This is a genomic window from Mucilaginibacter sp. P1_A3, assembly GCF_056406855.1.
Genome location: NZ_JBFTZJ010000007.1, coordinates 23,065 through 46,322, shown reverse-complemented (window position 1 = coordinate 46,322; position 23,258 = coordinate 23,065). Strand labels below are relative to the sequence as shown.

The following is a 23,258-nucleotide window of genomic DNA, read 5'->3' as shown; positions in this document are numbered from 1 at the left end:
TCTCCCGTCTTGATTCCTGACTCTTAATTCTTGACTCTCTCCTAAAAATTCCTAAAATACTCTACACAGTAGCCCTTTTAAATACTCACCTTCGGGGAATGATGCCCTTACCGGGTGGTCCTCGGGTTGGTGAAACTGGTAAATGAATTGTACCTGTTTGCCGGCATCTAATGCGGCCCAGGCAATTACCTGTTTAAAGGTTTCCATATCCATAGCGCCAGAGCAGGAATAGGTGGCTAACAGCCCGCCTTCGTTCAGCAATAGCATGCCTAAGCGGTTCAGATCTTTATAAGCGCGGGAAGCCCTGGTTAGCGCAGAGCGCGAGGGTGCATATTTTGGTGGATCGAGTACGATAACATCAAATTTTTCACCATCGTCCCTAAACTTGCGCAATTGCGTGTTTACGTCCGATTTGATGGAGGTATGTTTATCGGCATCCAGTTTATTGAGCAGGATATTTTCTTTTAATGTTTCAATGGCCAGTGCCGAGCTATCCACGCTGGTTACAGATGCTGCGCCATTCTTTAGGCTGTTTAAGGTAAAACCGCCGGTGTAGCAAAAGCAATCCAGTACTTTTTTATTTTTTGCATAGGAGGCCAGGATATGGCGGTTATCACGCTGATCGCAATAAAAACCAGATTTTTGGCCTTCGGTGATATTGATACCGTATACGATGTTGTTTTCCAGTACTTCTACAATTTCGGGTGGAGGGCTACCGGCTAAAACCTTGTTTTCGGTTTCGCCCATGCCTTCATGCGCGCGGGATGCGGTATCGCTCTTGTCCGAGATGCTTTCGGGGTTCAGCAGCTTTTGCAGTTCATCAATAATTAAAGGCATCATGCGTTCCATACCCGATGTAAGCACCTGTACGGCTAAATGTCCCGCGTATTTATCAACAATTAATCCCGGCAGGTAATCAGATTCGCTGAAAACCAGGCGGCAGGTATTGGTGCCATTTTCCAGCACATTGGCACGGCTTTTAACCGCGGTTGCCAGTTTACGGCGAAACCAGTCGTCATTAATTTCTACTGATTCGTCCCACTCCAAAAGGCGCAGGGCAACACGCGATTGATCGTTGTAAAAGCCATAGGCCATAAAATCGCCTTTGGCATTAAGCAGGCGTACTACATCACCATTTGCAGGTTTCCCTTTTACCTTATCAATAGCCCCCGAAAATACCCATGGGTGCTTTTGCACAACAGCTTTCTCTTTGCCTTTACTTAATACAACATCAATCATAGCCGCAAAGGTAATAAATTGGTAAGTAGTGAGTGGTTGATTTGTGAGTAGTTGCATAGTATTTAGATTTGAAAGCAGATTTCTTAATACAAACCACCCACCTAATCAACCATTCACAATTCACCAAACGCCCATTAAACTATTACCAATATTATTACTCCAACACAATATTTCCCGATTAAAAACATTTGGTATCTTAGTATCGAAAACATAACATGAGAAAAACTTACTTACTGGTAGCCACCATGCTGTTAGCGTGTTTGAGCTATAAGAGCTATGCCCAGATTCCGCGCATTCCTGWGGCCAGTTCTACGCAAACTATTATCCAGGATTTTGGATTAGGAAAAATTACCGTCACTTACTCGCGCCCAAATGTGAAGGATCGTAAAATTTTTGGAAGTATTATTCCCTGGGGCGAGGTTTGGCGCACAGGAGCAAACGCCGCCACCACCATCACCTTTACCGAAAAAGTGCTTGTTGAAGGCCACAGTGTACCGGCTGGCACTTATTCATTTTTCAGTATCCCCGAAAAAAATGAGTGGACCATCATCCTAAATAAAGTAGTTAAGCAATGGGGCGCTTACAGCTACAAACAAAGTGAGGATTTTTTACGCTTTGTGATTAAGCCTATACGCGTAAGCGAAAAAAGGGAAACCTTTACCATGGCTTTTGCCAACACAACCACCAAAGCAACCGATTTGTACCTTGTTTGGGACAAAACCGCGGCCATGATCCATTTAGAAACGGATGATGATGCAAAAATTACCGCCAACATTGATGAATTGATGAAGGGCGACCGGAAGCCTTATTATTTTAATGCTATCCAATACTATTACGAGAACAATAAGGATGTTGATAAAGCATTAGGCTGGGTTTACGAAGCCGAGAAAATAGACCCTAAAGGCCCATGGTATAAACTATGGAAATCCCGCCTGTTATTACGCAAAGGCGATAAACCTGGCGCCATTGCAGCAGCCGAAGAAGGTATAGCACTTTCAAAAGCAAGCAAAGATGATGAGTATGCGCGTTTGAATAAAGAGGCTCTGGATCACGCGAAAGATTAACCATCCCACTCAAATCCTCCCCCGAAGGGAGAGTTTAAAAAGACCTTTTGCATTTGGCAGAAGGTCTTTTTTTATGCGTAATTACACCCACACACAGTAATTTTTCAAAAGAGGATTACAGGTCCATCGTTGGCTATGCAAGCTTTAGTATTAAACAACGGGTACTTGCACCGGACTTTTTTGTGAGATAGTTTTGTTGATGATAAAAGCCACAATCATCACCAAAAAGCATCCGATAGGGTTGAGCCATAAATAGGCTACTGTTTTGCTTAATCCTAAATATAATATGGCTGCCTCGCTGACAATGGCGCCAATAAATACCGATGTACCGTTTATCCGCTTCATGTAAAAAGCAACCACAAATACTCCCAATACCGTTCCGTATACGTAGGAGCCTAACTGGTTTACAGCTTCCAATAAGTTGCCAAGCTTGCTGGCATAAAGGGCCATAATTACACATACAACTCCCCAAAATACGGTTGCTAAACGCGAGACAAGCAGGTAGTTTCTGTCTGATGCGTCTTTATTTATAGTACGCTTATAAATATCAATCACGGTAGTTGATGCCAATGAGTTAAGCGCGCTTGCTGTTGAACCCATGGATGCCAGGAATATAATAGCTATCAGCAACCCTACAAGTCCCTTTGGCAGGTATTGTTTAACAAAGGTGAGGAACACGTAATTGGTATCATTATCATCGGCAGTTGCGCTGTTCTTTTTCATCAGCGCAATAGCGTCCTGCCTGATGATGCGGGCCTGCATATCCGCCAGTTTCAGGTCGTCCTGGGCATGGTCTATTTGGCCTTGGTTCTTGCTGTCAATAGCTGTTAACAGGTTGTTTGCTTTCGCTTTTCTTTGTTCAAAGGCCTGGGTATATTGCTGGTCCAGGTAATTATATTGCGTGGCGTAGCTGCTTTGTTTTACCTTATCAACCTCGTAATTGTTGAAAAACATGGGTGGCCTGTTAAACTGGTAAAAAGCAAAAACCAATACCCCTATCAGCAGGATCAGAAACTGCATCGGGATTTTGATCAGTCCATTCATGATTAACCCAAGCCTGCTTTGCCCTACAGAGCTGCCGGTTAGATAGCGGCCTACCTGGCTTTGATCTGTACCAAAATAGGATAGCTGCAAAAAGAAGCCGCCTATTAAACCACTCCAAACATTGTAGCGGTTATCCCAGTCAAATTTCCAGTCAATTACGTTCATGCGGCCCAGCTTGCCTGCCATTTTAATGGCATGGGTAAAGCCTACTCCCTGTGGCAATAAATGCACTACCAGGATGCCCGCCAGGAACATGCCGGCAAATATGATGCTCATCTGCAGCAGCTGGGTATATGATACCGCTTTACTGCCGCCATATACAGTGTAAAATATCACCAACCCGCCTATAAACAGGGTTGTATAAACGGTATTGATATTTAAAATAGTTGATAAAATGATGGCTGGCGCGTAAATAGCTACCCCGGTTGATAAGCTGCGCAATACCAGGAACAGGAATGCGGTGAGTGCCCGTGTCTTTAAATCAAACCGTTGCTCCAGGAATTCATAGGCCGTATAAACTTTAAGGCGATGGAAGATGGGCACAAAGGTGATACATAGCACGATCATGGCCAGCGGCAAACCGAAATAAAACTGTACAAAGCGCATCCCATCGGAATAGGCCTGCCCGGGGGCCGAAAGAAAAGTGATGGCACTGGCCTGGGTGGCCATAACCGAAAACCCAACATGGTACCAGGGCAAAGATCGGTTGCCCATTAAAAACTGATCGATGTTTTTATTGTTGCCGCTTTTCCACATGCCATAAAGCACAATGCAAAAGAGCGTTAAGCCTAAAACTATCCAGTCGGGTAAACTCATTCAAAAGACTTTGTAATGAGCCAAAATACAAAAACTAAAAAAACCAGCCATGCGACTACGATGCCGTAAAACTGGTTCCAATTACTTATAAATGAGGGCAGATCAGGATCAGGCCTTTTCACCACGGCCTCTAACCATAACATTCAGGAAGAAAGCGGCAGTTAATAAACCTAATACACCACCAACAAAGATCCAGGTATAACCCTTGTCAATGATTGCGCCTACAAACATACCCGATACTAATGCTACTAAGTAGTATATATAATCTAAGTTTTCTTTCTCTTCTTCGTGATGTTTCATATTTGTTGTATTATAACCCCGGCAAAAATAGGGGTTTAATTGAATTTTAGCAACAGTTTATTTAGGATAAGATGATTATTATAACTGTTATCCTAAGCCTGTATAAACTATGAGCTATACAGAGCAGGTTATGCCAGCCCAATCCGCTTGTTTAGTGATTGCCAGGCTATTATTTATAATAACATTTTTACACAGTTTTGTAGGTTGTTTTATCATATAGGTTTATCAGCTCTACCAATATCAGGTTAGGTACCCAGCTTAAAAAAGCAATAATGATGTAGTTGTTATTAAAGTTAACGCCATTGCCAAAAACATGGAATAGTAATATATAAAAGCGCAGGGTTACGGCGCCAAAGGCAAGTCCATAGCTCCTGCGCATCATTTTAACGTGCTCATCAACCTTGCCATTTTTAATCAGCAGGAATGCCGCCAGTGTTGACGCAACCCATAAGGTATTCTGGAGCATAAACGACGCAAAAACACCATTGCCCCGGTTAACAAACAAGGTCATGACGTAGGCACCCGGTGCGGCAATAAACAAAATTCCAAAAACATATATTTTTCCCAGTGCCTTATGTAGTTGCCGGTTATTATATATCTTTTTTGAAAACTGGAAAAAACCAACCAGCAGAATGATGCTGCTGGCGAAAATATGGCAGTAAAACGCAGGCATGTACCAGCCTGTTTTAATAGCCGCCTGCTTAAAGCCTAAAAAGAAGGCATGGTTATGGGCAAAGCTTTCGTAAAACGTGCCCACACTCAAAATAAAAATCCATACAAATGCAAAGTACCTTAATAGCCGGCCGGTAATACTCATTTAGCTGCCAGTGTATTGTTTTTTTGCCTGTTTAGCTTATTGTTGATGAAGCTGATATTATATTTATCAATGGTGGTTAATGAATCGTCAACGTTGGCATTGCGGGTTGTATCGCCTTGCGAAAAACGGTATTCAAAAATATCATTCCACTTTGGGTTTTTAAATTTGTATTTGTAGGATGCATAAATCTCGTTTTTCATGTACTGCAGCAGGGATTGATTTACATGATCCATAGTTGTTTTTTTTGAGGATTTATATGGGCCTGTTATAATGGTGTAACAGCCCTGCAGGTATGAATCATCGAGTTTTATAAATTGGGTAGGGAAGAGCCTTTCGGATTTTAAATCAACCAGTTTGCCGTTCTTAACCTGCAGATAATGATAGGATGGACCTTCTTCCAGGGTTTCATCTTCGTTTAATAAGGGCTGGTAAAAATAAGATGAAGATTTAAACTCAAACAGCGAATCGTTAATTGCCCTTGTAGAGCTTTCCTTACAAGTACTGGAAAGGGAACCGGACCCTTCGCCTTCGCCTAAATCTATAGATGTATTAAATCCCAGGATCTGGTTATGCTTCTTATCAACCACGAGTAGGTTTTTGCTGGTATAAAGACCGCCTCTGCCGCCCAGGTAATCATTAACAATGGTGTAATAAGCACTTTGAAACCAATTGGCATCATCATCGTTTTTATCACCATCAAAGGCAACGGCTATTGAGCGGCTGCCTTCACCGCCATCCTCGTCTTCATTACTAAAAATTTTCCTCAGCGGATTTGGGAAATCAATAAATTTAGGCAGTATCTCCAGGCCGGTGAGATATGATGGCGGGATAATAAGCGAAGTGCCTTGTGTTCGTGAATTATATTCCATCACGTTTTTTGAGCTTTCTTCAGTTAGCGTATAGGATTGGCCAAGGGTTTTAATCTGCGAAACAATATCGGCTATCTTAAAGTCAGCTATTTTTTCTGATAGTGTGGTGTCTGCCTTAAGGTAAAAGAAATTCTCTCCATTTTTTAAAACGGCCAAATTCTCTCCTGCTTTTAATGGATAGATCTGGTCATATTCAACCTGTACTACCAGTTTACCGTCGAGGTTATAAAGTCCTCTTTTATCAGCTTTTTCAACCTCAATAAGCCCTTCTATGGTTCCGTTGATGTTATGTATCAGGTCGTACTCAGCCGGAATGATTTCCTTCAGCTCTGGATTTACAAGTCCTATTTTAAAATCATCGTGGTTGATTTTACGCTCGTCCATGTAGTAAAAATTTTCGGGTAGTTTGCCTTTTACCACATAGTAATATGTTTTGTTGTTTATATGATCAAACCATAATACGCTATCATAGCGTGCTTTTAACTGTTCGGCAGTTTTAAAAGCGGCAAGGGTAATTGGGCTATAAATATCTTTTTCGGGGATGGTTTTGTTAACTACTTTATTTTGGTAGGCAATATAATCTTTAACAAAGTCGGTAGCGTTTACCTGGGTTATTTTATATTGTTTGTTATCTATTTTATGAATAGTGAATAACAGGGATGATTTTTCTGTTGGCAGGTTGTCGTGGTTAAAGCTTGTAACTACCAAAGCTGTTGCAAACTCGGGGTTTACAACTGTAATAAGGGCGTCTTCGGTATTTAAGCTTACTTTAAATATAGGTTTCGCTTTACCACCGGTATTGGTTTTATTAGTAAGCACGCTTAACAGCACTTTTACAAGCTTACTTTTTTGCTTGTCTTCAAAGTATAGACTGGCCGAATCAATATTGCCTGCTTTAATCTGCACGTTAAAGGCATTTAAAAACTGCGTGATCTCTCCCTTTTTTGGTGATACTAAATTTTTGCTTCGGATAAACAGAAATCCGCTGGCAGCTATAACAATAACTGCTATAATAACAATAACGACAGGTTTGGTTTTCATGATACCAATATAGATATATTAATGAACCGCAAAAAAACATTTATAAAATTGCCTGTTTTCTGTAAATAGCTAAAATAGATGATGTTTAATATGTATATCAATAAAATCTATATCGTATAGATTTTTAGTATGAAACGCTGACTTATAAATCAGTATATTTGCATATCTAATAAAAAAAGAACAAATATGTTAACGATAGGACAAAAATTCCCTCAATTTTCTAAAACTGCTGTAACAAGTCTTGAAAAAGGAAAAGAGTTTGAAACACTTACTTCTGAGTATCTTGTAAATGATGATAACGTTTGGACAGTAATGTTCTGGTGGCCAAAGGATTTTACTTTTGTTTGCCCAACTGAGATTGCTGAGTTCAATAAAAACTATGGTGAGTTCCGCGACCGCGAAACCCGTTTAATTGGTGCTTCTACAGATTCTGAATTTGTTCATGCTGCCTGGAGACGCGATCATGATGATTTGCGCGATCTTAAATTCCCAATGTTGGCTGATACTTCAAAATCACTAGCCGAAGACCTTGGTATTTTGGAGCCAACTGAAAAAATTGCTTACCGTGCAACTTTTATTATCGATCCTACAGGTATCATCCGTTGGGTATCAGTTAACGACCTGAGCGTAGGCCGTAACGTTAAAGAAGTTTTACGTGTACTTGATGGTTTACAAACTGATGAGCTTTGCCCATGTAACTGGGAAAAAGGCCAGGAAACCCTTACCGTTTAATTACCCCTATTAATATATATCCTCGTACAATTAATCATTGTGCGGGGATTTCTTTTTAAGCTACGTATAAGCTGAAAGTAGAAGGCATAAGGCCGAAAGCCCATGTGGCTGTTTAAATGGTTTAAACGGATTATAACAATCAAATTCTGCTAAAAGCTTTTAAGCTATCGGCTTTCTGCTTTGAGCTCAAAATAAATACAAATGACCGAAAGTACCGAAGTGATCCAGGAAATACTGGAAAGTATTGGATTAGATAAAGATTACCGCACCAACAGCCTTACGCTGCTGGAAAAAGGCGAATCGCGCTACCTGCGCGACCTGAAACTTAATTTTACAAGTATTCTTACGTCTGCGCAGTTAAGTGCTAAGGAATGCGCTTTATTAGGTTTAAGCATTGCCGTAAATAACAATAACACGCCGCTAACTGCTTATTTTACTCAATACGCCGAAGTGCAGGAGGCAACAGACGCCGAAATTGCTGAAGCTGTTGGCTGTGCATCTCTGCTGGCATGCAATAATGTGTTTTACAGGTTCAGACATTTTACTCAAAAGGAAAAATATACCCAGATCCCTGCCCGCATTCGCATGCAGCTGATGATGAAGCCTGTAACAGGTAAAGAATTTTTTGAGTTGATGAGCCTTGCCGTATCAGCCGTTAATGGTTGCGAAATGTGTGTAAACTCTCACGAAGATTCATTGATAAAATTGGCCACTACCGAGGAGCGTATTTTTGATGCCATACGTATTGCATCATTGGTAACAGCAACCGGGAAAGTTATTTTTTAAGGCTTTAATTATTAATTGCAACAGAAAAGGCATGAGATTTAAAGATTTCATGCCTTTTTCATAAATAACACTTTATTACTGAATTTAATTTGTGTTTGTTAATTAAAAACTTCTAAATTTATGCCTAAGATTAAACAAACCTCGACTACACTAATTTTTCATTAAATCAATTGTATCCCGGGGGAGTTATTAAATTTTAATTGTTAATTTTTTTTGGGGAAAGCCGTTCCAGGTAATAGTGGAACGGCTTTTATCGTTTTAATGCGCGTCTACAGGGATTTTAACGTTCGATTTTTTGAACGGCTGCAGGTAAAGCAATGGTATCGAAAACAACATCACTAAACCCGAGATCCAGTAGGCATCATCATAGGTCAGTAACAGCACCTGTTTGGTTAGCGCGCCCTCAATAGCTCCATAGGCCATACGGGTTGCATCCATCAATGAGTGCCCTTTTGCCATAAAACCATGTAGTGCCGCGTTATAACGATCAACAAAGGCCGGGTTGGTTGCCGTAATATTTGTTAACAGGTTTTGGCGGTGCACCCCCTGGCGTATGTGGATAACGGTGGTTAACGTTGCTATACCAAATGAACCGCCTAATTGGCGCATCATATTGTTTAATCCTGTACCCTGCCCAACTTCGGGCCCTTTAAGGTCGGCAATGGCAAGTGTAGTTAATGGCACAAATAGCAGCGCCATACCCACACCACGTATCACCAGGGGAATAAAGAAGTTGCCTGTACCCATAGCCAGTGTTGAATTACTGAGCATTGTGGTAAATACAAAGAACAGGAACATACCCGCGGTTGCCATAAACTGCGCCGGGATACCTTTATTAAGCATTTTGCCTATAAATGGCATCATTACTATGGTACATAACCCGCCGGGGAACAGGATCTCGCCCGTTTGCTGTGCCGTAAAGCCAAGCAAATTCTGGCAAAATATGGGGAACACGAACACCGATCCATACAACCCGAAACCGAGAATAAAGGAGGTGAACATCCCCACAGCAAAACTCCGGTGCCTTAATATGCTGAAGTTTACAATAGGGTAGTCGATGCTCACTTCGCGCCATATAAAAAGGATTAATCCTAATATGGCGGTAATAGTTAATACAGTTATATAAGGCGTGGCAAACCAATCTTCCGATTCACCTTTCTCCAATATCGTTTGTAAACTACCTACAGCTATTGCCAGTAAACCAATACCCCACCAGTCAACAGGTTTTCCTTTTTCGTCCTTGGGTGTTTCGCGCACAAAGGTGTAGGCAAAAAATGCTGCAAGGGCACCTACCGGGATGTTTACATAAAATATCCATCTCCATGAAGAGTGGTCGGTAATGTAACCGCCTATAGTTGGGCCAACAGTTGGACCTACTACCGCACCTAAACCAAATAATGCTGTAGCAGTACCAATTTGCTCGCGTGGCCAGGTTTCTATCAAAATAGCCTGCGAGGTTGATATTAAACCACCACCGGCAATACCCTGCAATATCCTGAACATCACCAGCTCATTTAAGTTGGTTGCATTACCGCATAAAAACGAGGCAATGGTAAACACTATAATGGAGGTAATAAAGTAATTTTTACGCCCGAAACGGCTCCCCAGCCAACCTGACATCGGGAGTACAATTACGTTTGCAACAGCGTAACCGGTAATTACCCAGGCAATATCTTCCAGGGTGGCACCAAGGTTACCCTGTATATCGGGCAGGGATACGTTCACAATTGTGGTATCAATAAGCTCCAGTAACGAAGCTATGATAACCGTAATGGTGATGATCCATTTTTTAAAGCCTGTTTCAGCCATTTTATTTATCCTTTAATTACAGAAACCTTTACGCTCATACCCGGACGTAACCTATCCATGGTAGCTTTATCGGCAGTTATTTTAATTTTAACAGGTACACGTTGTACTACTTTTACAAAGTTACCGGTTGCATTATCTGGTGGCAGTAAAGAGAATTTAGCGCCTGTAGCAGGGCTAAAGTTGTATACCTGGCCTTCCAGTTTCATATCGGGGTAAGCGTCAACTTCCACTTCAACTTTCTGTCCGTTTTTCATATCGTTCAGCTGAGTTTCTTTAAAGTTGGCAGTAATGTATAAGCTGTTATCATTTACTATGCTGAACAATGTTTGCCCTGCCTGTACCAGCTGGCCTAACTGAACGCTCTTTTTGGCAGCTAAGCCGTTTGATGGCGCTTTAATGGTAGTATAGCTTAATTGCAGTTTGGCATAATCAATATCAACCTGCCTTTGGCTTACACCTGTATTGGTAACCTTTAACTGGCTGCGTGTAGTACCAATTTGCTCAACCGCAGCTTTGTATTGATCCTGTGATGCCCTAAGGTTAGCTTTCGCTACATCAAGATCGGCTTTGGCCTGGTCAAATTGCTGCTGGGTTACTGATCCGTCCTTGATCAGGTCGGCATAACGTGCATAATCTTTTTGAACTTTATCTAAACGGGCAGCATTTGATTCAACCTGCGCCCTGGCGCCAGATGAGTTTGCCTGTGTAGCATAAATTTGTGATTGGTTAACGTTTATGCCTGCACTTGCACCTACTTGTGCTGCCTGTGCCTGCTCTAATTTAACCTTGTAATCGCGGTCGTCAATTTTAACTAAAGTTTGACCAACGTTTACATGTACGTTATCCTCAAAATAAATAGAGTCAACATAGCCGCCAACGCGGGCAACTACCGGGCTTATATCGCCGTCAATCTGGGCATCATCAGTATCGATGTGTTTGCCAAAGTATAAGTATTCTTTGATACCGAAAATGATACCACCAATAAGTAATACACCTAATATAATAGGAATAACTTTATTTGGTTTCTTTTTTGGTTCCTGTTCCTGTGTTTCTTGTGCCTGTGCCATTGTATTATGTGGTTTAGTATTATTTGTTGTTGATTCTTCCTGTTGATTTTAATAAAGTATAGTAAGCAAGACCCGCGTCGGCCTTAGCCAGTTCCAGGTTTATCTGTGCCTGGTAAAGCAATGTTTCGGCATCGGCCCTATCTGTAGCTGATGCTATGTTGCTTTTATATTTTGATTCGAGGATCTTGTTGTTCTCGCCTGCCTGCTCAATAGATGTTTGTAAAAGCTTGATCTTATCCAGGGCCATAGTCCAGTTCTGGTAGTTTTGATTCACCTCGTCCTTAATACGGTCAACAGTGAGGCTTTTATTGATAACTACCTGCTCGCGCTCAATACGGGCTCCTGTAACTTTGTTTTTGTTGGTCCAGAGGTTGCCAAAATTCCATGACAGGGTTAAGCCTACCGTAAGCGGGGTAACATAATGACCGCTTTTAGGAAGTGGGTTGGCATTTAAATCAACATAATAAGCGCTTCCGGATGCTGCTAAAGTGGGCAAAGTATTGGCTTTTATATTTTTGATGCCGGTTTCTGCAACCTTGGTGCGCAAATCAGCTTGTTGCAATTCTGCACGGCTTGCATAAGCGGTATCTAAATAATTGGTCAATGGTGCTACAGCTCTGTCGGCTTCAACTATTTGATTGATGTTTAGTTGCGTGCCTTCTGGTAAGCCCAGCAACACATTCAGGTTATAGTTAATAATCCTGCGGTTGGTTTCAAGATCGATGCCGTTCAGTTCAACATTTGACCGTTGTAGTTGAAAACGCAATACATCATTCTTGGTAACCAGGCCCTGGTCAAAAAACCTTTGCGATTGTTTGATCTGTGCATCAATAGTTGTTAAATTTTGTGCTACTACCTTTTTGCTCTGTAAAACTTTATACAGGTTATAGTAGGAAGAGATGATGTCATAAGTGATCTGGTCCTTATCATTAGTTACATCCAAACGGGCAACCTGTGTAAGCAATTCAGTTGATTGCTGGGCGTATTTATATTTACCGCCGGCATAAATCACCTGGCTTAATGATAGTATGCCTAGATAAGCATTGGCCCGGTCGGGTAAATTAAAGTTACTTTCTCCAAGTGATAATTTGTTGGCTGGTATTTCGGCATGGTTGTATCCGTAGCTTACTTTACCGGTTGGCAGCGCCTCATCTTTTGCCTGTTTGTATTGTGATACAGCCTGGTCAATTTTTGATTGCGAAAGCTTTAAAACTTTACTGTTATCAAGGCCCAGCTTAATGGCCTCATCTAAAGTGATTGTGCGGTCCTGGGCCGTTGCTGTTCCTGCGAATAGCAAACCAGATACTGCAAGGGCAGTACCATACCTCCAAAACACGCGGGCTGTGTTTTTCAACAGTTTAAGGTGGTCGGTTTTATTATTTTGAGTTGTCATTTTCGTTAACTAAATAAGCTTTTAAAAGTCTTTTCATGTATGTTTTAATCCTGGGCTTCAGTTCTTCTTCCATAAATTTTTCATCACGAATATCATGGCCTATTATTAAGGAGGATAGCTGCGGTGTATTAATGATATAATTTTTGGTGCCGAAGATGGTAGCTATCACCATGGGGACATCAATGTCTTTGTAGAAACTACCGTTATTAAGGCCTTCTTCAATGATCTTTCTGATCTCAACAATGTTCACCATCAGTATTTCGGTGATCTTATCGGTAAGGTCCCAGCGTTTATTCATCGATATTTCCCTGTTAATCAGTTTCTGAAAGCAGTTATTTACGATGATACGCTCCACATAATTATCAATGCATTTGTCAAGCTTGCACCATGCAGTCATGCTGTCGTCATTCCCGATGTTTTGAAGCAGTGTACGGAACGACGAGATCTTACGCTCAAAAATTGCCAGGAAGAGTCCTTCCTTTGAACCGAAATAGTAATTGAGCATAGCCATATTAACACCGGCCTCACCAGAAATTGTACGGGTAGAGGCACCATCAAAACCGAAGTCAGCAAACACGCGTTCTGCTACGTCGAGGATGTGGTCTTTTTTGTCTATTTTATCTTTGTCCATTGTTTTAACGGCACAAAATTAATCAAACGATTGATTAATCAAAGATTTCCAACATCAAAAGTTAATCGTTTGATTAATGATTACTATTGAATGACAAAATTGTTTTTATCGGCTTCATTTTTTTTGAAATTGGCAATTATGCGTTTAAACTGTTATGTTATTGACAATTCTAATTAAGCGAAAACTCACATATAAAAAGCCTGGCTGATGTTATGTTATTGAGGGGATGAAGCTTTTTTATGTATAAAATGAAGAAAAGTAGAATTATCAGCAAAAACGAAAAGTTGTAAGTTGTTGTATATCAAATGAAAAGATGTTCCGTGCCGTGGTTTTGTGAAAGGCTACTTTGCTGATTATCAAGTATAAAGGTGTTTCACCCGCTCCGGTTGTTCCAGGCGTTCCGGTGGAACAGTTACACCGGAGCATTCAGGTTAAAATAATGAGATACACGTTGAAATCATGCGCTCCATCATGTCTCTGTTATATTCTTGATACATCAAATTGTAAATAGGTATCTTTCAATATATTTGTTTCCATGAAGCGTACCAACCTCGTTATTGCCTTATTATTTCTATATAACTGTGTAATTGCCCGAACTTCGCCGCCTACGGATATGGGTACCATTCAACAAAATTTTAAAAAGTTTAATACGTTGGGCAGCGTATTATACCTGGCAGCCCATCCCGATGATGAAAATACCCGCCTGCTGGCCTACCTGGCACAGGAAAAACATTACCGTACAGGTTACCTGTCTATTACCCGGGGCGATGGCGGGCAAAACTTAATAGGTAATGAGCAAAGCGAGCTTTTGGGGCTGATACGCACGCAGGAACTTTTGGCAGCCCGCAAGGTTGATGGCGCCGAGCAATTTTTTACCCGAGCCAACGATTTTGGTTTTTCAAAAGGCCCCGAAGAAACCCTGAAGATCTGGGATAAGGAAAAGGTTTTAGGCGATGTGGTTTGGGTGATTCGTAAGTTTCGCCCGGATGTGATCATTTGCCGTTTTCCAACAACAGGAGAGGGCGGTCACGGTCACCATACCTCTTCGGCTATATTGGCCAAAGAAGCATTTGCCGCCGCTGCTGACCCAAGCCGATACCCGGAGCAGTTAAAATATGTAAAACCATGGCAGGTTAAGCGCCTTTTGTGGAATACGTTCAACTTTGGCAACACCAATACTACCGCGCCAGATCAGTTTAAGATTGATGTTGGCGTATACAACCCAACCATTGGCAAAAGCTATGGCGAAATAGCTGCCGAAAGCCGCAGTAACCACAAAACGCAGGGCTTTGGCTCGGCTAAACAGCGTGGAGAATCATTTGAGTATTTCAAGACTATTTTAGGCGATGCCCCGCAAACCGATCTGATGGATGGCGTGGAAACATCCTGGAAACGTGTTAAGGACGGCGAGAACATTGGCGAATCTATCAAGGTGATCAGGAGGAATTTTGATACAGAGGCTCCCGAAAAATCGGTACCTGCGTTGGTGGCCTTACTGAGTAGAGTTGAAAAGGTGTCTGACGTTTACTGGAGAGCGCAAAAAACAAAAGAGCTGAGCAATCTGATCGCAGCTTGCGCGGGTTTATGGTTTGAGGCTTACGCCAGTGCTCCTACCTCTGCTATTCACGATACCGTTAGCTTTACAGCGCAGGTGGTGAACAGGTATAACGATAAGGTGAAGATTAATACGATAGCTGCAGGATCCAATACTTTAAATTTAAATTCAAAAGAAATACCGGCTAATCAGCTGCAAGTATTTAGCGGATCAACCGTAGCCGATAAAATTACCCAGCCATACTGGTTAGAAACTCCGCATAAAACAGGCACATACAATATTCCAGATACGCTGGCCGGTAATCCGGAAAATCCAGATCTTACTAAGGTGAACTTTCAGTTTATTATTGAGGGTAAGCCGGTAAATTTTGAGCGTCGCTTATTATACAAATACGTTGATCCGGTTAGGGGTGAAGTTTATCAGCCGCTGGTTATTACCCCACCGGTTACGGTTAATATGACAAATCATGTATTTATATCCTACGGACCATCATCTCAAAGTCTGCAGGTTAAGCTCAAGAGCTTTAAAAATGTACATACAGGAAGCATTCAGTTAAAATTACCTAAAGGATGGAAGGCTAATCCGGCCATCATTAATTTTAAGGATAAAAACAAAGGTGAGGAATGGACAGAGCGATTCACCATAACACCAACCCGCGAAGCGCAAAACGGACTTGCGGTAACAGGAGTCGCAGTTGACGTTGATTCGCGTTTATATGAGTATGAAATAAAGGAGATAAAATACGACCACGTACCAACTATCACCCTATTCCCGCCGGCCGAAGCCAAGCTGGTGAGCCTCGATCTGAAAACTGCCGGAAAAAAATTAGGCTATATTGCCGGCGCCGGCGATCAAATGCCAGAAGCTTTACATCAGGTAGGTTATGATGTGCATATACTATCAGAAAATGAGCTCATGAACAGCGATCTATCAGTGTATGATGCCATCATCACGGGTGTACGTGCCTACAACGTGAATGAACGCCTGGCATTTGAACAACCCAAACTGATGGAGTATGTTAAAAACGGCGGTAATTTGGTAGTTCAGTATAATAACAACTCCGGTTTGGTTACTAAACAAATTGGTCCATACCCATTTACGGTTGTAAACCGCAGGGTTACCGATGAGGACGCTGTAGTTACTGTTTTAGATCAGCAAAACCCGGTACTTAATTACCCCAACAAAATAACACAGGATGATTTTAAAGATTGGATCCAGGAACGCGGACTATATTTTGTAACCGACATAGACCCTAAATACCAAACCATTTTCCAGATGAATGATAAAGGCGAATCGCCCCTGAACGGTTCATTAATAGTCGGCGACTACGGTAAAGGCAGGTTTGTATACACCTCGCTGGCTTTCTTTAGAGAGCTGCCTGCCGGAGTGCCTGGTGCTTACCGCCTGTTTGTGAACTTATTGAGTAAACCGAAAAATTGATTAGTCAATTTCAGTTTTCTACCTCTAAACAGCAAACGCCATACTCGCGAACTTTACAGGATAAACTGCATAGTTCGTGAGTGTGGCGTTTAATGCTATAAAATGATTGCCTACAATATAAACTTGGTACTCAGGAAATTGGATTCGTTGCCGTTTACAATTTGGTTGAGGATCTGTTTATTGGTCTCGGTCATTTTTGTAGTAACCAACGATCGGATAGAGAATGATCTTAAGGCATCATGTACGGACAAGGTACCTTCGGCACTATCCTTACGCCCGGTAAAAGGGAACACATCTGGTCCGCGCTGGCACTGGCTGTTGATATTTACACGGCTTACCAGGTTCACAAACGGATCTATCAGTGATGCGATCTCTTTAGCATCGTTACTAAAAATACTCACCTGCATACCATGCGGAGAATCTATCTGGTAATCAATAGGCTCCTCAATAGATTCAAACGGAACCACCGGGATAACGGGGCCAAACTGCTCTTCGCGGTACAGTTTCATTTTTTCGTTAACCGGGTACATAATGGCCGGGTAAAAGAATGAGGCTACGGTTTCGCCGCCATTTTCATTGATGATGCGTGCGCCATGGGCAATAGCATCTTCAACAATATCTGTCAGGAAAGCCGGTTTGTGCGGTTCGGGCAGGGGAGTAAGCTTTACATCTTTATCCCAGGGTAAACCAAATTTTAGTTTGGCTACACCTTCGCTTAGTAATTTTAAAAATTCATCGGCAACTTCCTTTTGCACAAATATCATTTTAATGGCAGTACAGCGTTGCCCGTTAAATGATAACGCGCCCAAAATACATTCGTTAACAGCCAGCTGCAAGTCGGCATTTTTGGTAACGATGGCAGCGTTTTTGGCATCGAGGCTCAAAACAGCGCGTAAACGGTTTATTTTAGGATGGCGTTTTTTCAAATCATTGGCCACTTTGCTTGAGCCAATAAAAGCCAGTACGTTAACCTTACCAGATGCCATCAGCCCCGGTGTAACAACCGCGCCGCGACCGTAAATGGTGTTTACCACTCCCTTAGGGAATGATTCCTGGAAAGCTTTCAGCAATGGGTAGTGTAATAATGTACCATGCTTGGGTGGTTTAAATAATATGGTATTGCCCATGATCAAAGCGGGGATCAGGGTGGTAAAAGTTTCATTAAGCGGATAGTTGAACGGCCCCATACAGAGCACTACACCCAACGGCGAACGGCGGATCTGCGCCACCAGCCCTTCGGCCATTTCAAAACGGGAGGAATGGCGGTCGATATCTTTCAATGCATCTATAGTAGCATTGATGTACTCAATAGTACGATCAAACTCCTTTGCCGAGTCGCCGTATGATTTGCCTATCTCCCACATCAGCAAATTGACAACCAAGGCACGTTGCTCGCTCATCTTATAAATAAACTGCTCCATGCATTTGATGCGGTCTGCAATACTCATGGTTGGCCATTCGCCGCGCCCATTATCATAAGCGGCCAAAGCGGCATCTAATGATTCAAAAGCTTCTTTTTCTGTACAAACGGGGTAGGTACCTATTAATTTGCGGGTAAAGCCGTCACCATTTAAAAAGCCTACGGGCGAGTAAACCTCACTTACTTCACCGTGCCATGGCTTCATTTCGCCATTGCTTAAGTATTCGCGCTGGTGTACTTCTGTGATCCGGAATTCTGGCGGGATTAGGTTTTCCTCTACAAATATTGAACTGAGCTGGTCTTTAAAACTCATATTTTTCAGGGGTTTGATTTTTATAAAGATAAAAAAAGCCTGCTTTAATAAGCAAGCTTTTTATGGCGATTATGAATTATTGACAATTTTGCAATTCAGGCGCTTTCTTTATATAATACCATGCCGGCGTGATAAAAAACGCCGTCTTTAAAGTCGCCATCGGCTGTAAAGCCAGAGTCATCCAGGTATTCAACGTGTTTACCCAAAATGTTATAATAGCCGGTGTAGGCGCTTTTTTTATTTCCGCGGGCCTCGTTATAGCGGCCGTTTGGTAAAAACTCATGGCGTATATAACCGTCTTTGGTTACCCAAACGCCTATATGCTCATTGTTTTTCATTGTTAAAAACCAGTTGATGTTGTTAGTTCTTTCCATGTTTCAAGGTCTTTTTGTACCGCTGCTATTTTTTGGTTGGCCAGCTGGTAGGCATCGGCACCTAAAAATAAATTGAGCGGAGGGTTGGGGTCGGCTACTATTTTTATCATAGCTGCAGCGGCTTTTTCCGGATCACCGGCCTGTTGTTGATCTAAGGGCCCCTGGTGTAAGTTTACGGTATCGCGCACAGCCTGATAGGCGTGTATTTGATGCTTAGGGACTACCAATGATCCCGGCGATAGGAAACTGGTGCGGAAATAGCCCGGCTGTACAATGGTTACTTTGATGCCAAAAGGTTCAACTTCGGCCGCAAGTGCTTCAGAGAAGCCATTAACAGCAAATTTGGTAGAGCTATAGATGCCGCCGCCCGGAAAATTACCGGTAAAGCCACCAATAGAGGAGATGTTTAGAAAATGTCCGGATTTTTGTTCGCGCAGATAAGGCAGCGCTTTGCGGATAACATTTAATGAGCCAAAAACGTTCACTTCAAAATTATCGCGTGCTTCTGCATCGGTTAGTTCTTCAAGGCCGCCCAGCAAACCGTAGCCGGCATTGTTCACCACTACATCAATTTTACCAAAGGTGCTGATGGTTTTTTCAATAGCTTCCTGTACACTCGCCTCGTTGGTGATGTTAACCGCCAGTGGTAAAAACTGATCATTGGTAACGCCAACCGCATTTTCCAGGTCGTTTATATTTCTTGATGTGGCAGCTACTTTATAGCCTTCGTTTAATAATCTTTTTACTAAGCTAAGCCCCAATCCTTTTGAAGCTCCGGTTATAAACCATATTTTTTGATTTTCCATTTTATATTTTTTTTAGATGATTTCACCGATTTTGAAGGTGATTTCACTGATTAATGTTGCGGTTGACTTTTAATGTTGTTGATTATCGGGTTTGTCCAAGCGGCCTTAGCACTACTTCGTTTACGGTGATATTGCCTGGTTGGCTTATCGCGTATATTACGGCGTTGGCAATGGCTTCCTCATCCATCTTGGGCATGTTTTTTAAATTTCCATACAAGGCCTTGATCTTGGGGCTGGTAATATCATGCCCTAACTCTGATTGTGTGGCTCCCGGGAAAATGGTAGTTACTTTGATGGTTTGGGCAACTTCTTCGCGCAGGGTTTCCATGATGGCCTTTACTGCAAATTTGGTTCCTGAATAAACTCCAATACCCGGCGATGTTTTTATGCCAGCTACTGATGATGTAGCCAGGATATGGCCTTGCCCCCTTTGCAGCATGTGGGGTAACACGGCATTAATGCCATATAGCACACCTTTAATATTGATATCAATCATGCGGTCCCACTCATCTACCAACCCTTCTTCAAAAAAGGAGATAGGCATGATGCCTGCATTGTTCCATAATACATCCACCTGGCCAAACTTTTGAATGGTTTGTTGAATAAGGTTATCCAGATCTGCACGTTTACTCACATCCGTTGTTACATAAATGGCATTATCACCCAATTCTGCAACCATAGCTTTTAACTGATCTTCCCGGCGGGCAGCTAAAACTACTTTGGCACCAAGGGTAATTAGTTTGCGGGCAGTGGCCGCACCTATGCCGCTGCTGGCGCCGGTAATTACAATTACTTTATTTTTAATGCTTTCCATTTTATTGTTTTTGATAGATAGATGCTTATCATTAAAAATCGGTTGAACAGGTGAGGTCTTCCCACTGGTGAATCTCTTTGTACAAGCCATCAAGTTTGGTTAAAGCCCGGTTAAAGGCGTCACCCCCTAATAATAAATATAGTGGTGGGTTTTCTTCATAAACCATGTTGATGATGGAGGTTGCAGCCTTTTCAGGGTCGCCGGCCTGTTCGCCATTCATGCTCAGGTATTTACAGTGCGATAGCCTTACATCTTCGTAGTCGGCAATAGGGTTCTGGGTAATAGCCAGGGAGCCGGGGGTGAGGAAGCTGGTACGGAATGCGCCGGGAGCAACTACTGTAACTTTAATGCCTAAAGCTTTAACATCGGCAGCCAATACTTCTGACAGGCCGATCACTGCATGCTTAGCCGCTGCATAAACCGCCCAGCCAGTGCCGCCGGTAATGCCTGCAATTGAGGCGATGTTGATGATATGGCCAAAACGCTGTTTGCGCAGGTAAGGCATCACAAACCTAATCACATTAAGAGTGGCAAATACATTTATATCAAAGGCCTGGCGGGTTTCTTGGTCAGTAACCTCTTCAATAGCACCACCAATGCCATAGCCGGCATTATTAATTACTACGTCTATCCGACCAAATGTTTCATAGGTATGTTGCAGGGCCAGTGATACACTGCTCTCGTTAACAAGGTTAACCTGTAGGGGTAGAAAATTATTGCTGTTTGAGCCAACTGCTTCGGTTAACTCTTGTTGATTCCTGGAAGTGGCGGCAACAAGCTGACCAGCATCCAGTAATTGTTTTACTAAACTGAGCCCAAATCCTTTGGAGGCACCAGTGATAAACCATACTTTTTTGTTGTCCATGTTTTTGTTTGTTTTGATAAAACAAAGGTAACATGGCAACAAAGGCAAAGCATTACGCTAATCAAACCAATGGTTACAAAATTCAAACATTTCTGAATGAAGAAGGGGTAAGTTGGGTGTTTTTTTTGAAAAAATTGTTGAAATGGGTCGGTTCTTCAAAGCCCAGGCAGTAGCCAATCTCGGATATATTCCAATCAGTATGCCTTAGTAGTGATTTGGCTTCGCTTAGCAGGCGTTCGGCAATATGGTCGGTTGTGGTTTTGCCTGTAGTTTCACGGATGGCCCTGTTAAGGTGGTTTACGTGAACAGATAAACGCGTTGCAAAATCATTGGCAGATCGTAGAGCAAAGCGCTGCGATGGAGTTTCAATTGGGAACTGCCGCTCTAACAATTCCGTAAAAACTGATGTGATCCTTGATTTGGCATCCGCATGTTTGTAAACGTTTTCGGATGGCTGGGTTTTAAGGGCATAATAGCACAGCTCGGTAACGTAGTTACGGATCAGGTCATATTTAAAGTCATAATCGGAGTTGATCTCTTCTATCATCTTCAAAAACAATCCGGCTACATAATCTTTCTGAGCGCCGTCTAAAGCGTAAACAGGCTTTGCGCCCAGGCCAAACATGGGCAGTTCACCTATGCCTCCTCTAAATCTTTCGGCAAAAAACGACTCCGTGAAGATGCAAAAGAACCCCGAGCGGTCATCGCTCATATGTTCAAATGTATAAGGTACATGCGGACTAAAGAACATGAGCGAAGTACCCGAGAGCGTGATGCTTTTATCGGCGTAATGAATAATATTATCACCATGCATCAGGCTGATCTTATAAAAACTTCTGCGGCTATAGGTAACCGGTTTGGCATTGGGGCCAATACAATCTTCAATCCTGAAAACATTAAAGTGCCCTATGTTTTGCTGCAGATTATCTGGCAGCCAATCAAATTTGTGGCGGTAAAAATCCTCAAGTGACTCAGTGTTCATATTCAAAATTACAAAATTCAAACCGCATGTCAAGTAGTACTGCAGTTTTTACATAAAAATTGCACGGCTTTTCGGCCAATAATTACAATTTTTTAATAACTTATAGTCAATTTTTTATCGCTTTTGTGCAAGTTCGGGCCAATGGCATAAAAACTTTGTATGGAATATGCAAACTTAAAATTCTACCTCACGGATCGAATCTGAGTGGGGCCTTCTGAATTTTACCAGGCACTTTTTGATGTAAGTAAAAATATCATAGTCGCTCATTTTTTTCAACTGTTCAATGGTAGGGCGGTATAGGTTAATAAAGTTGAACAGCGAATCGGTCTGCAGGTTGGTGAGTTGGGCTACCCTTTCGTCACTGAACCTGCTATCTATATACTTTGTCTGTTCGTCCTTTAGCAGTACTTGTTTAAATTTATAAGCGCGGCTATGTTTATAGGTAAGCGCGCCAATTAGCTGGCTTGGGCTAATGGTAACACCTGCAAAAGCTAATGGGCCACCTGGCATTGCCGGCCTGATGATATCTGAAAATTTGGGCGGATGGCTGTTAAAATCCTTTGCAAACTGGATGCGGTTACTGATGGAGTCTTTCACCCTATCGCGGCGGGCGGTTATGTTTACCTGGTTAATCTGAATGGTGAATTGCTCCAGCCGGATAATCAAATCTTTAATTTTTGAGGGGTCGATAGGTAAGGCAAATGATTTGTAGCCCTGCATCTTCACTTTAAGCGTATCCTTTTGTGGGCTAAGGCCTATGGTAAACCCACCCTCCATGCCACTAATTGCAGTTGAGCTGGTGGTTGTAATCCATGCCCCGCTGATGCGCTGCCCTGTTATTTTATCGGTTACTATGCCATTTATCCTTTGCCCATATGAGCAAAGGCAGGTACATATACAAGGTATAATAAGCAAGTACCGCATATTTGTAATGATTGGTTTAGTGATCAGTATATTACAAATATAACAAGCAGCCTGGCTTACTAGATTGGGTTTAACATCTTTTAACCATCATGTACTATACTAATGGCTACGGAAAATATAATTTATGAGCATATAGCAAAACATACAGTAGCTACCC

20 protein-coding genes are annotated in these 23,258 nt (G+C 42.1%); 4 read left to right on the top strand and 16 right to left on the bottom strand.

What is annotated here, in order from left to right; genetic code table 11:
* Nucleotides 1-51: 51 nt before the first annotated feature.
* Nucleotides 52-1,239: a class I SAM-dependent rRNA methyltransferase gene (locus AC1D0K_RS15550; RefSeq protein ID WP_477398512.1), complete on the bottom strand. Its 1,188-nt coding sequence runs from the start codon at nucleotides 1,237-1,239 to the stop codon at nucleotides 52-54.
* Between the two features lie 215 nt (nucleotides 1,240-1,454).
* On the opposite strand from AC1D0K_RS15550, the gene AC1D0K_RS15545 reads away from it, so the two are divergent.
* Nucleotides 1,455-2,303 (top strand): DUF2911 domain-containing protein, encoded by an 849-nt coding sequence (locus AC1D0K_RS15545; protein WP_477463083.1) that lies wholly within the window; start codon nucleotides 1,455-1,457, stop codon nucleotides 2,301-2,303.
* A 150-nt stretch (nucleotides 2,304-2,453) separates the two neighbouring features.
* On the opposite strand, the gene AC1D0K_RS15540 is transcribed toward AC1D0K_RS15545, so the two are convergent.
* The 4 genes from AC1D0K_RS15540 to AC1D0K_RS15525 all read right to left on the bottom strand — a co-directional run bounded on the left by AC1D0K_RS15540 (nucleotide 2,454) and on the right by AC1D0K_RS15525 (nucleotide 7,190).
* Nucleotides 2,454-4,163, bottom strand: a complete 1,710-nt coding sequence (locus AC1D0K_RS15540; protein ID WP_477398503.1) for a sodium:solute symporter family protein — start codon at nucleotides 4,161-4,163, stop codon at nucleotides 2,454-2,456.
* Between the two features lie 108 nt (nucleotides 4,164-4,271).
* Entirely contained in the window at nucleotides 4,272-4,463 is a 192-nt protein-coding gene (locus AC1D0K_RS15535; RefSeq protein WP_295716460.1) for a hypothetical protein, read from the bottom strand.
* A gap of 187 nt (nucleotides 4,464-4,650) precedes the next feature.
* A complete protein-coding gene (locus tag AC1D0K_RS15530) occupies nucleotides 4,651-5,280 on the bottom strand; it encodes a DUF2306 domain-containing protein (RefSeq protein WP_477398506.1) in 630 nt (209 codons plus the stop codon).
* Nucleotides 5,277-7,190 (bottom strand): WG repeat-containing protein, encoded by a 1,914-nt coding sequence (locus AC1D0K_RS15525; protein ID WP_477398508.1) that lies wholly within the window; start codon nucleotides 7,188-7,190, stop codon nucleotides 5,277-5,279. Before AC1D0K_RS15525 ends, AC1D0K_RS15530 begins: the two co-directional genes overlap by 4 nt.
* A 186-nt stretch (nucleotides 7,191-7,376) precedes the next feature.
* On the opposite strand from AC1D0K_RS15525, the gene AC1D0K_RS15520 reads away from it, so the two are divergent.
* Nucleotides 7,377-7,922, top strand: coding sequence for a peroxiredoxin (locus AC1D0K_RS15520; protein WP_295716455.1), 546 nt, complete (start codon nucleotides 7,377-7,379; stop codon nucleotides 7,920-7,922).
* Nucleotides 7,923-8,123: 201 nt separating this feature from the next.
* Entirely contained in the window at nucleotides 8,124-8,708 is a 585-nt protein-coding gene (locus tag AC1D0K_RS15515) for a carboxymuconolactone decarboxylase family protein (protein WP_477398510.1), read from the top strand.
* 258 nt (nucleotides 8,709-8,966) lie between these two features.
* Here AC1D0K_RS15515 and AC1D0K_RS15510 read toward each other — a convergent pair whose 3' ends face one another.
* From AC1D0K_RS15510 to AC1D0K_RS15495, 4 genes are read right to left on the bottom strand one after another with little or no spacing between them, the layout of a single operon-like run.
* Entirely contained in the window at nucleotides 8,967-10,517 is a 1,551-nt protein-coding gene (locus AC1D0K_RS15510; RefSeq protein WP_477394548.1) for a DHA2 family efflux MFS transporter permease subunit, read from the bottom strand.
* Between the two features lie 5 nt (nucleotides 10,518-10,522).
* Nucleotides 10,523-11,584, bottom strand: a complete 1,062-nt coding sequence (locus tag AC1D0K_RS15505; protein ID WP_477394550.1) for an HlyD family secretion protein — start codon at nucleotides 11,582-11,584, stop codon at nucleotides 10,523-10,525.
* Between the two features lie 19 nt (nucleotides 11,585-11,603).
* Nucleotides 11,604-12,977 carry a TolC family protein gene (locus AC1D0K_RS15500; protein WP_477394552.1) on the bottom strand — a complete coding sequence of 458 codons (1,374 nt, stop codon included), beginning with the start codon at nucleotides 12,975-12,977 and terminating at the stop codon, nucleotides 11,604-11,606.
* Entirely contained in the window at nucleotides 12,961-13,608 is a 648-nt protein-coding gene (locus AC1D0K_RS15495; RefSeq protein WP_295716446.1) for a TetR/AcrR family transcriptional regulator, read from the bottom strand. Before AC1D0K_RS15495 ends, AC1D0K_RS15500 begins: the two co-directional genes overlap by 17 nt.
* Nucleotides 13,609-14,143: 535 nt before the next feature.
* Between AC1D0K_RS15495 and AC1D0K_RS15490 the strand changes: the two genes are divergently transcribed.
* On the top strand, nucleotides 14,144-16,603 hold the full coding sequence (locus tag AC1D0K_RS15490; RefSeq protein WP_477394555.1) for a PIG-L family deacetylase: 2,460 nt from the start codon (nucleotides 14,144-14,146) through the stop codon (nucleotides 16,601-16,603).
* Between the two features lie 110 nt (nucleotides 16,604-16,713).
* On the opposite strand, the gene AC1D0K_RS15485 is transcribed toward AC1D0K_RS15490, so the two are convergent.
* The 7 genes from AC1D0K_RS15485 to AC1D0K_RS15455 form a co-directional block, all read right to left on the bottom strand.
* A complete protein-coding gene (locus tag AC1D0K_RS15485) occupies nucleotides 16,714-18,336 on the bottom strand; it encodes an NADP-dependent glyceraldehyde-3-phosphate dehydrogenase (RefSeq protein WP_477394557.1) in 1,623 nt (540 codons plus the stop codon).
* A 95-nt stretch (nucleotides 18,337-18,431) separates the two neighbouring features.
* On the bottom strand, nucleotides 18,432-18,710 hold the full coding sequence (locus tag AC1D0K_RS15480; RefSeq protein WP_295716441.1) for an Atu4866 domain-containing protein: 279 nt from the start codon (nucleotides 18,708-18,710) through the stop codon (nucleotides 18,432-18,434).
* Nucleotides 18,677-19,516, bottom strand: coding sequence for an oxidoreductase (locus AC1D0K_RS15475; protein ID WP_477394559.1), 840 nt, complete (start codon nucleotides 19,514-19,516; stop codon nucleotides 18,677-18,679). The genes AC1D0K_RS15480 and AC1D0K_RS15475 overlap by 34 nt, the downstream gene beginning before the upstream one ends.
* 82 nt (nucleotides 19,517-19,598) lie before the next feature.
* Nucleotides 19,599-20,330 (bottom strand): SDR family oxidoreductase, encoded by a 732-nt coding sequence (locus tag AC1D0K_RS15470; protein ID WP_477394561.1) that lies wholly within the window; start codon nucleotides 20,328-20,330, stop codon nucleotides 19,599-19,601.
* 31 nt (nucleotides 20,331-20,361) lie between these two features.
* Nucleotides 20,362-21,195: an SDR family NAD(P)-dependent oxidoreductase gene (locus AC1D0K_RS15465; protein ID WP_477394563.1), complete on the bottom strand. Its 834-nt coding sequence runs from the start codon at nucleotides 21,193-21,195 to the stop codon at nucleotides 20,362-20,364.
* A gap of 82 nt (nucleotides 21,196-21,277) precedes the next feature.
* A complete protein-coding gene (locus AC1D0K_RS15460; RefSeq protein ID WP_477394565.1) occupies nucleotides 21,278-22,177 on the bottom strand; it encodes a helix-turn-helix domain-containing protein in 900 nt (299 codons plus the stop codon).
* A gap of 174 nt (nucleotides 22,178-22,351) precedes the next feature.
* Nucleotides 22,352-23,101, bottom strand: coding sequence for a carboxypeptidase regulatory-like domain-containing protein (locus AC1D0K_RS15455; protein WP_477394567.1), 750 nt, complete (start codon nucleotides 23,099-23,101; stop codon nucleotides 22,352-22,354).
* Nucleotides 23,102-23,258: the final 157 nt, after the last annotated feature.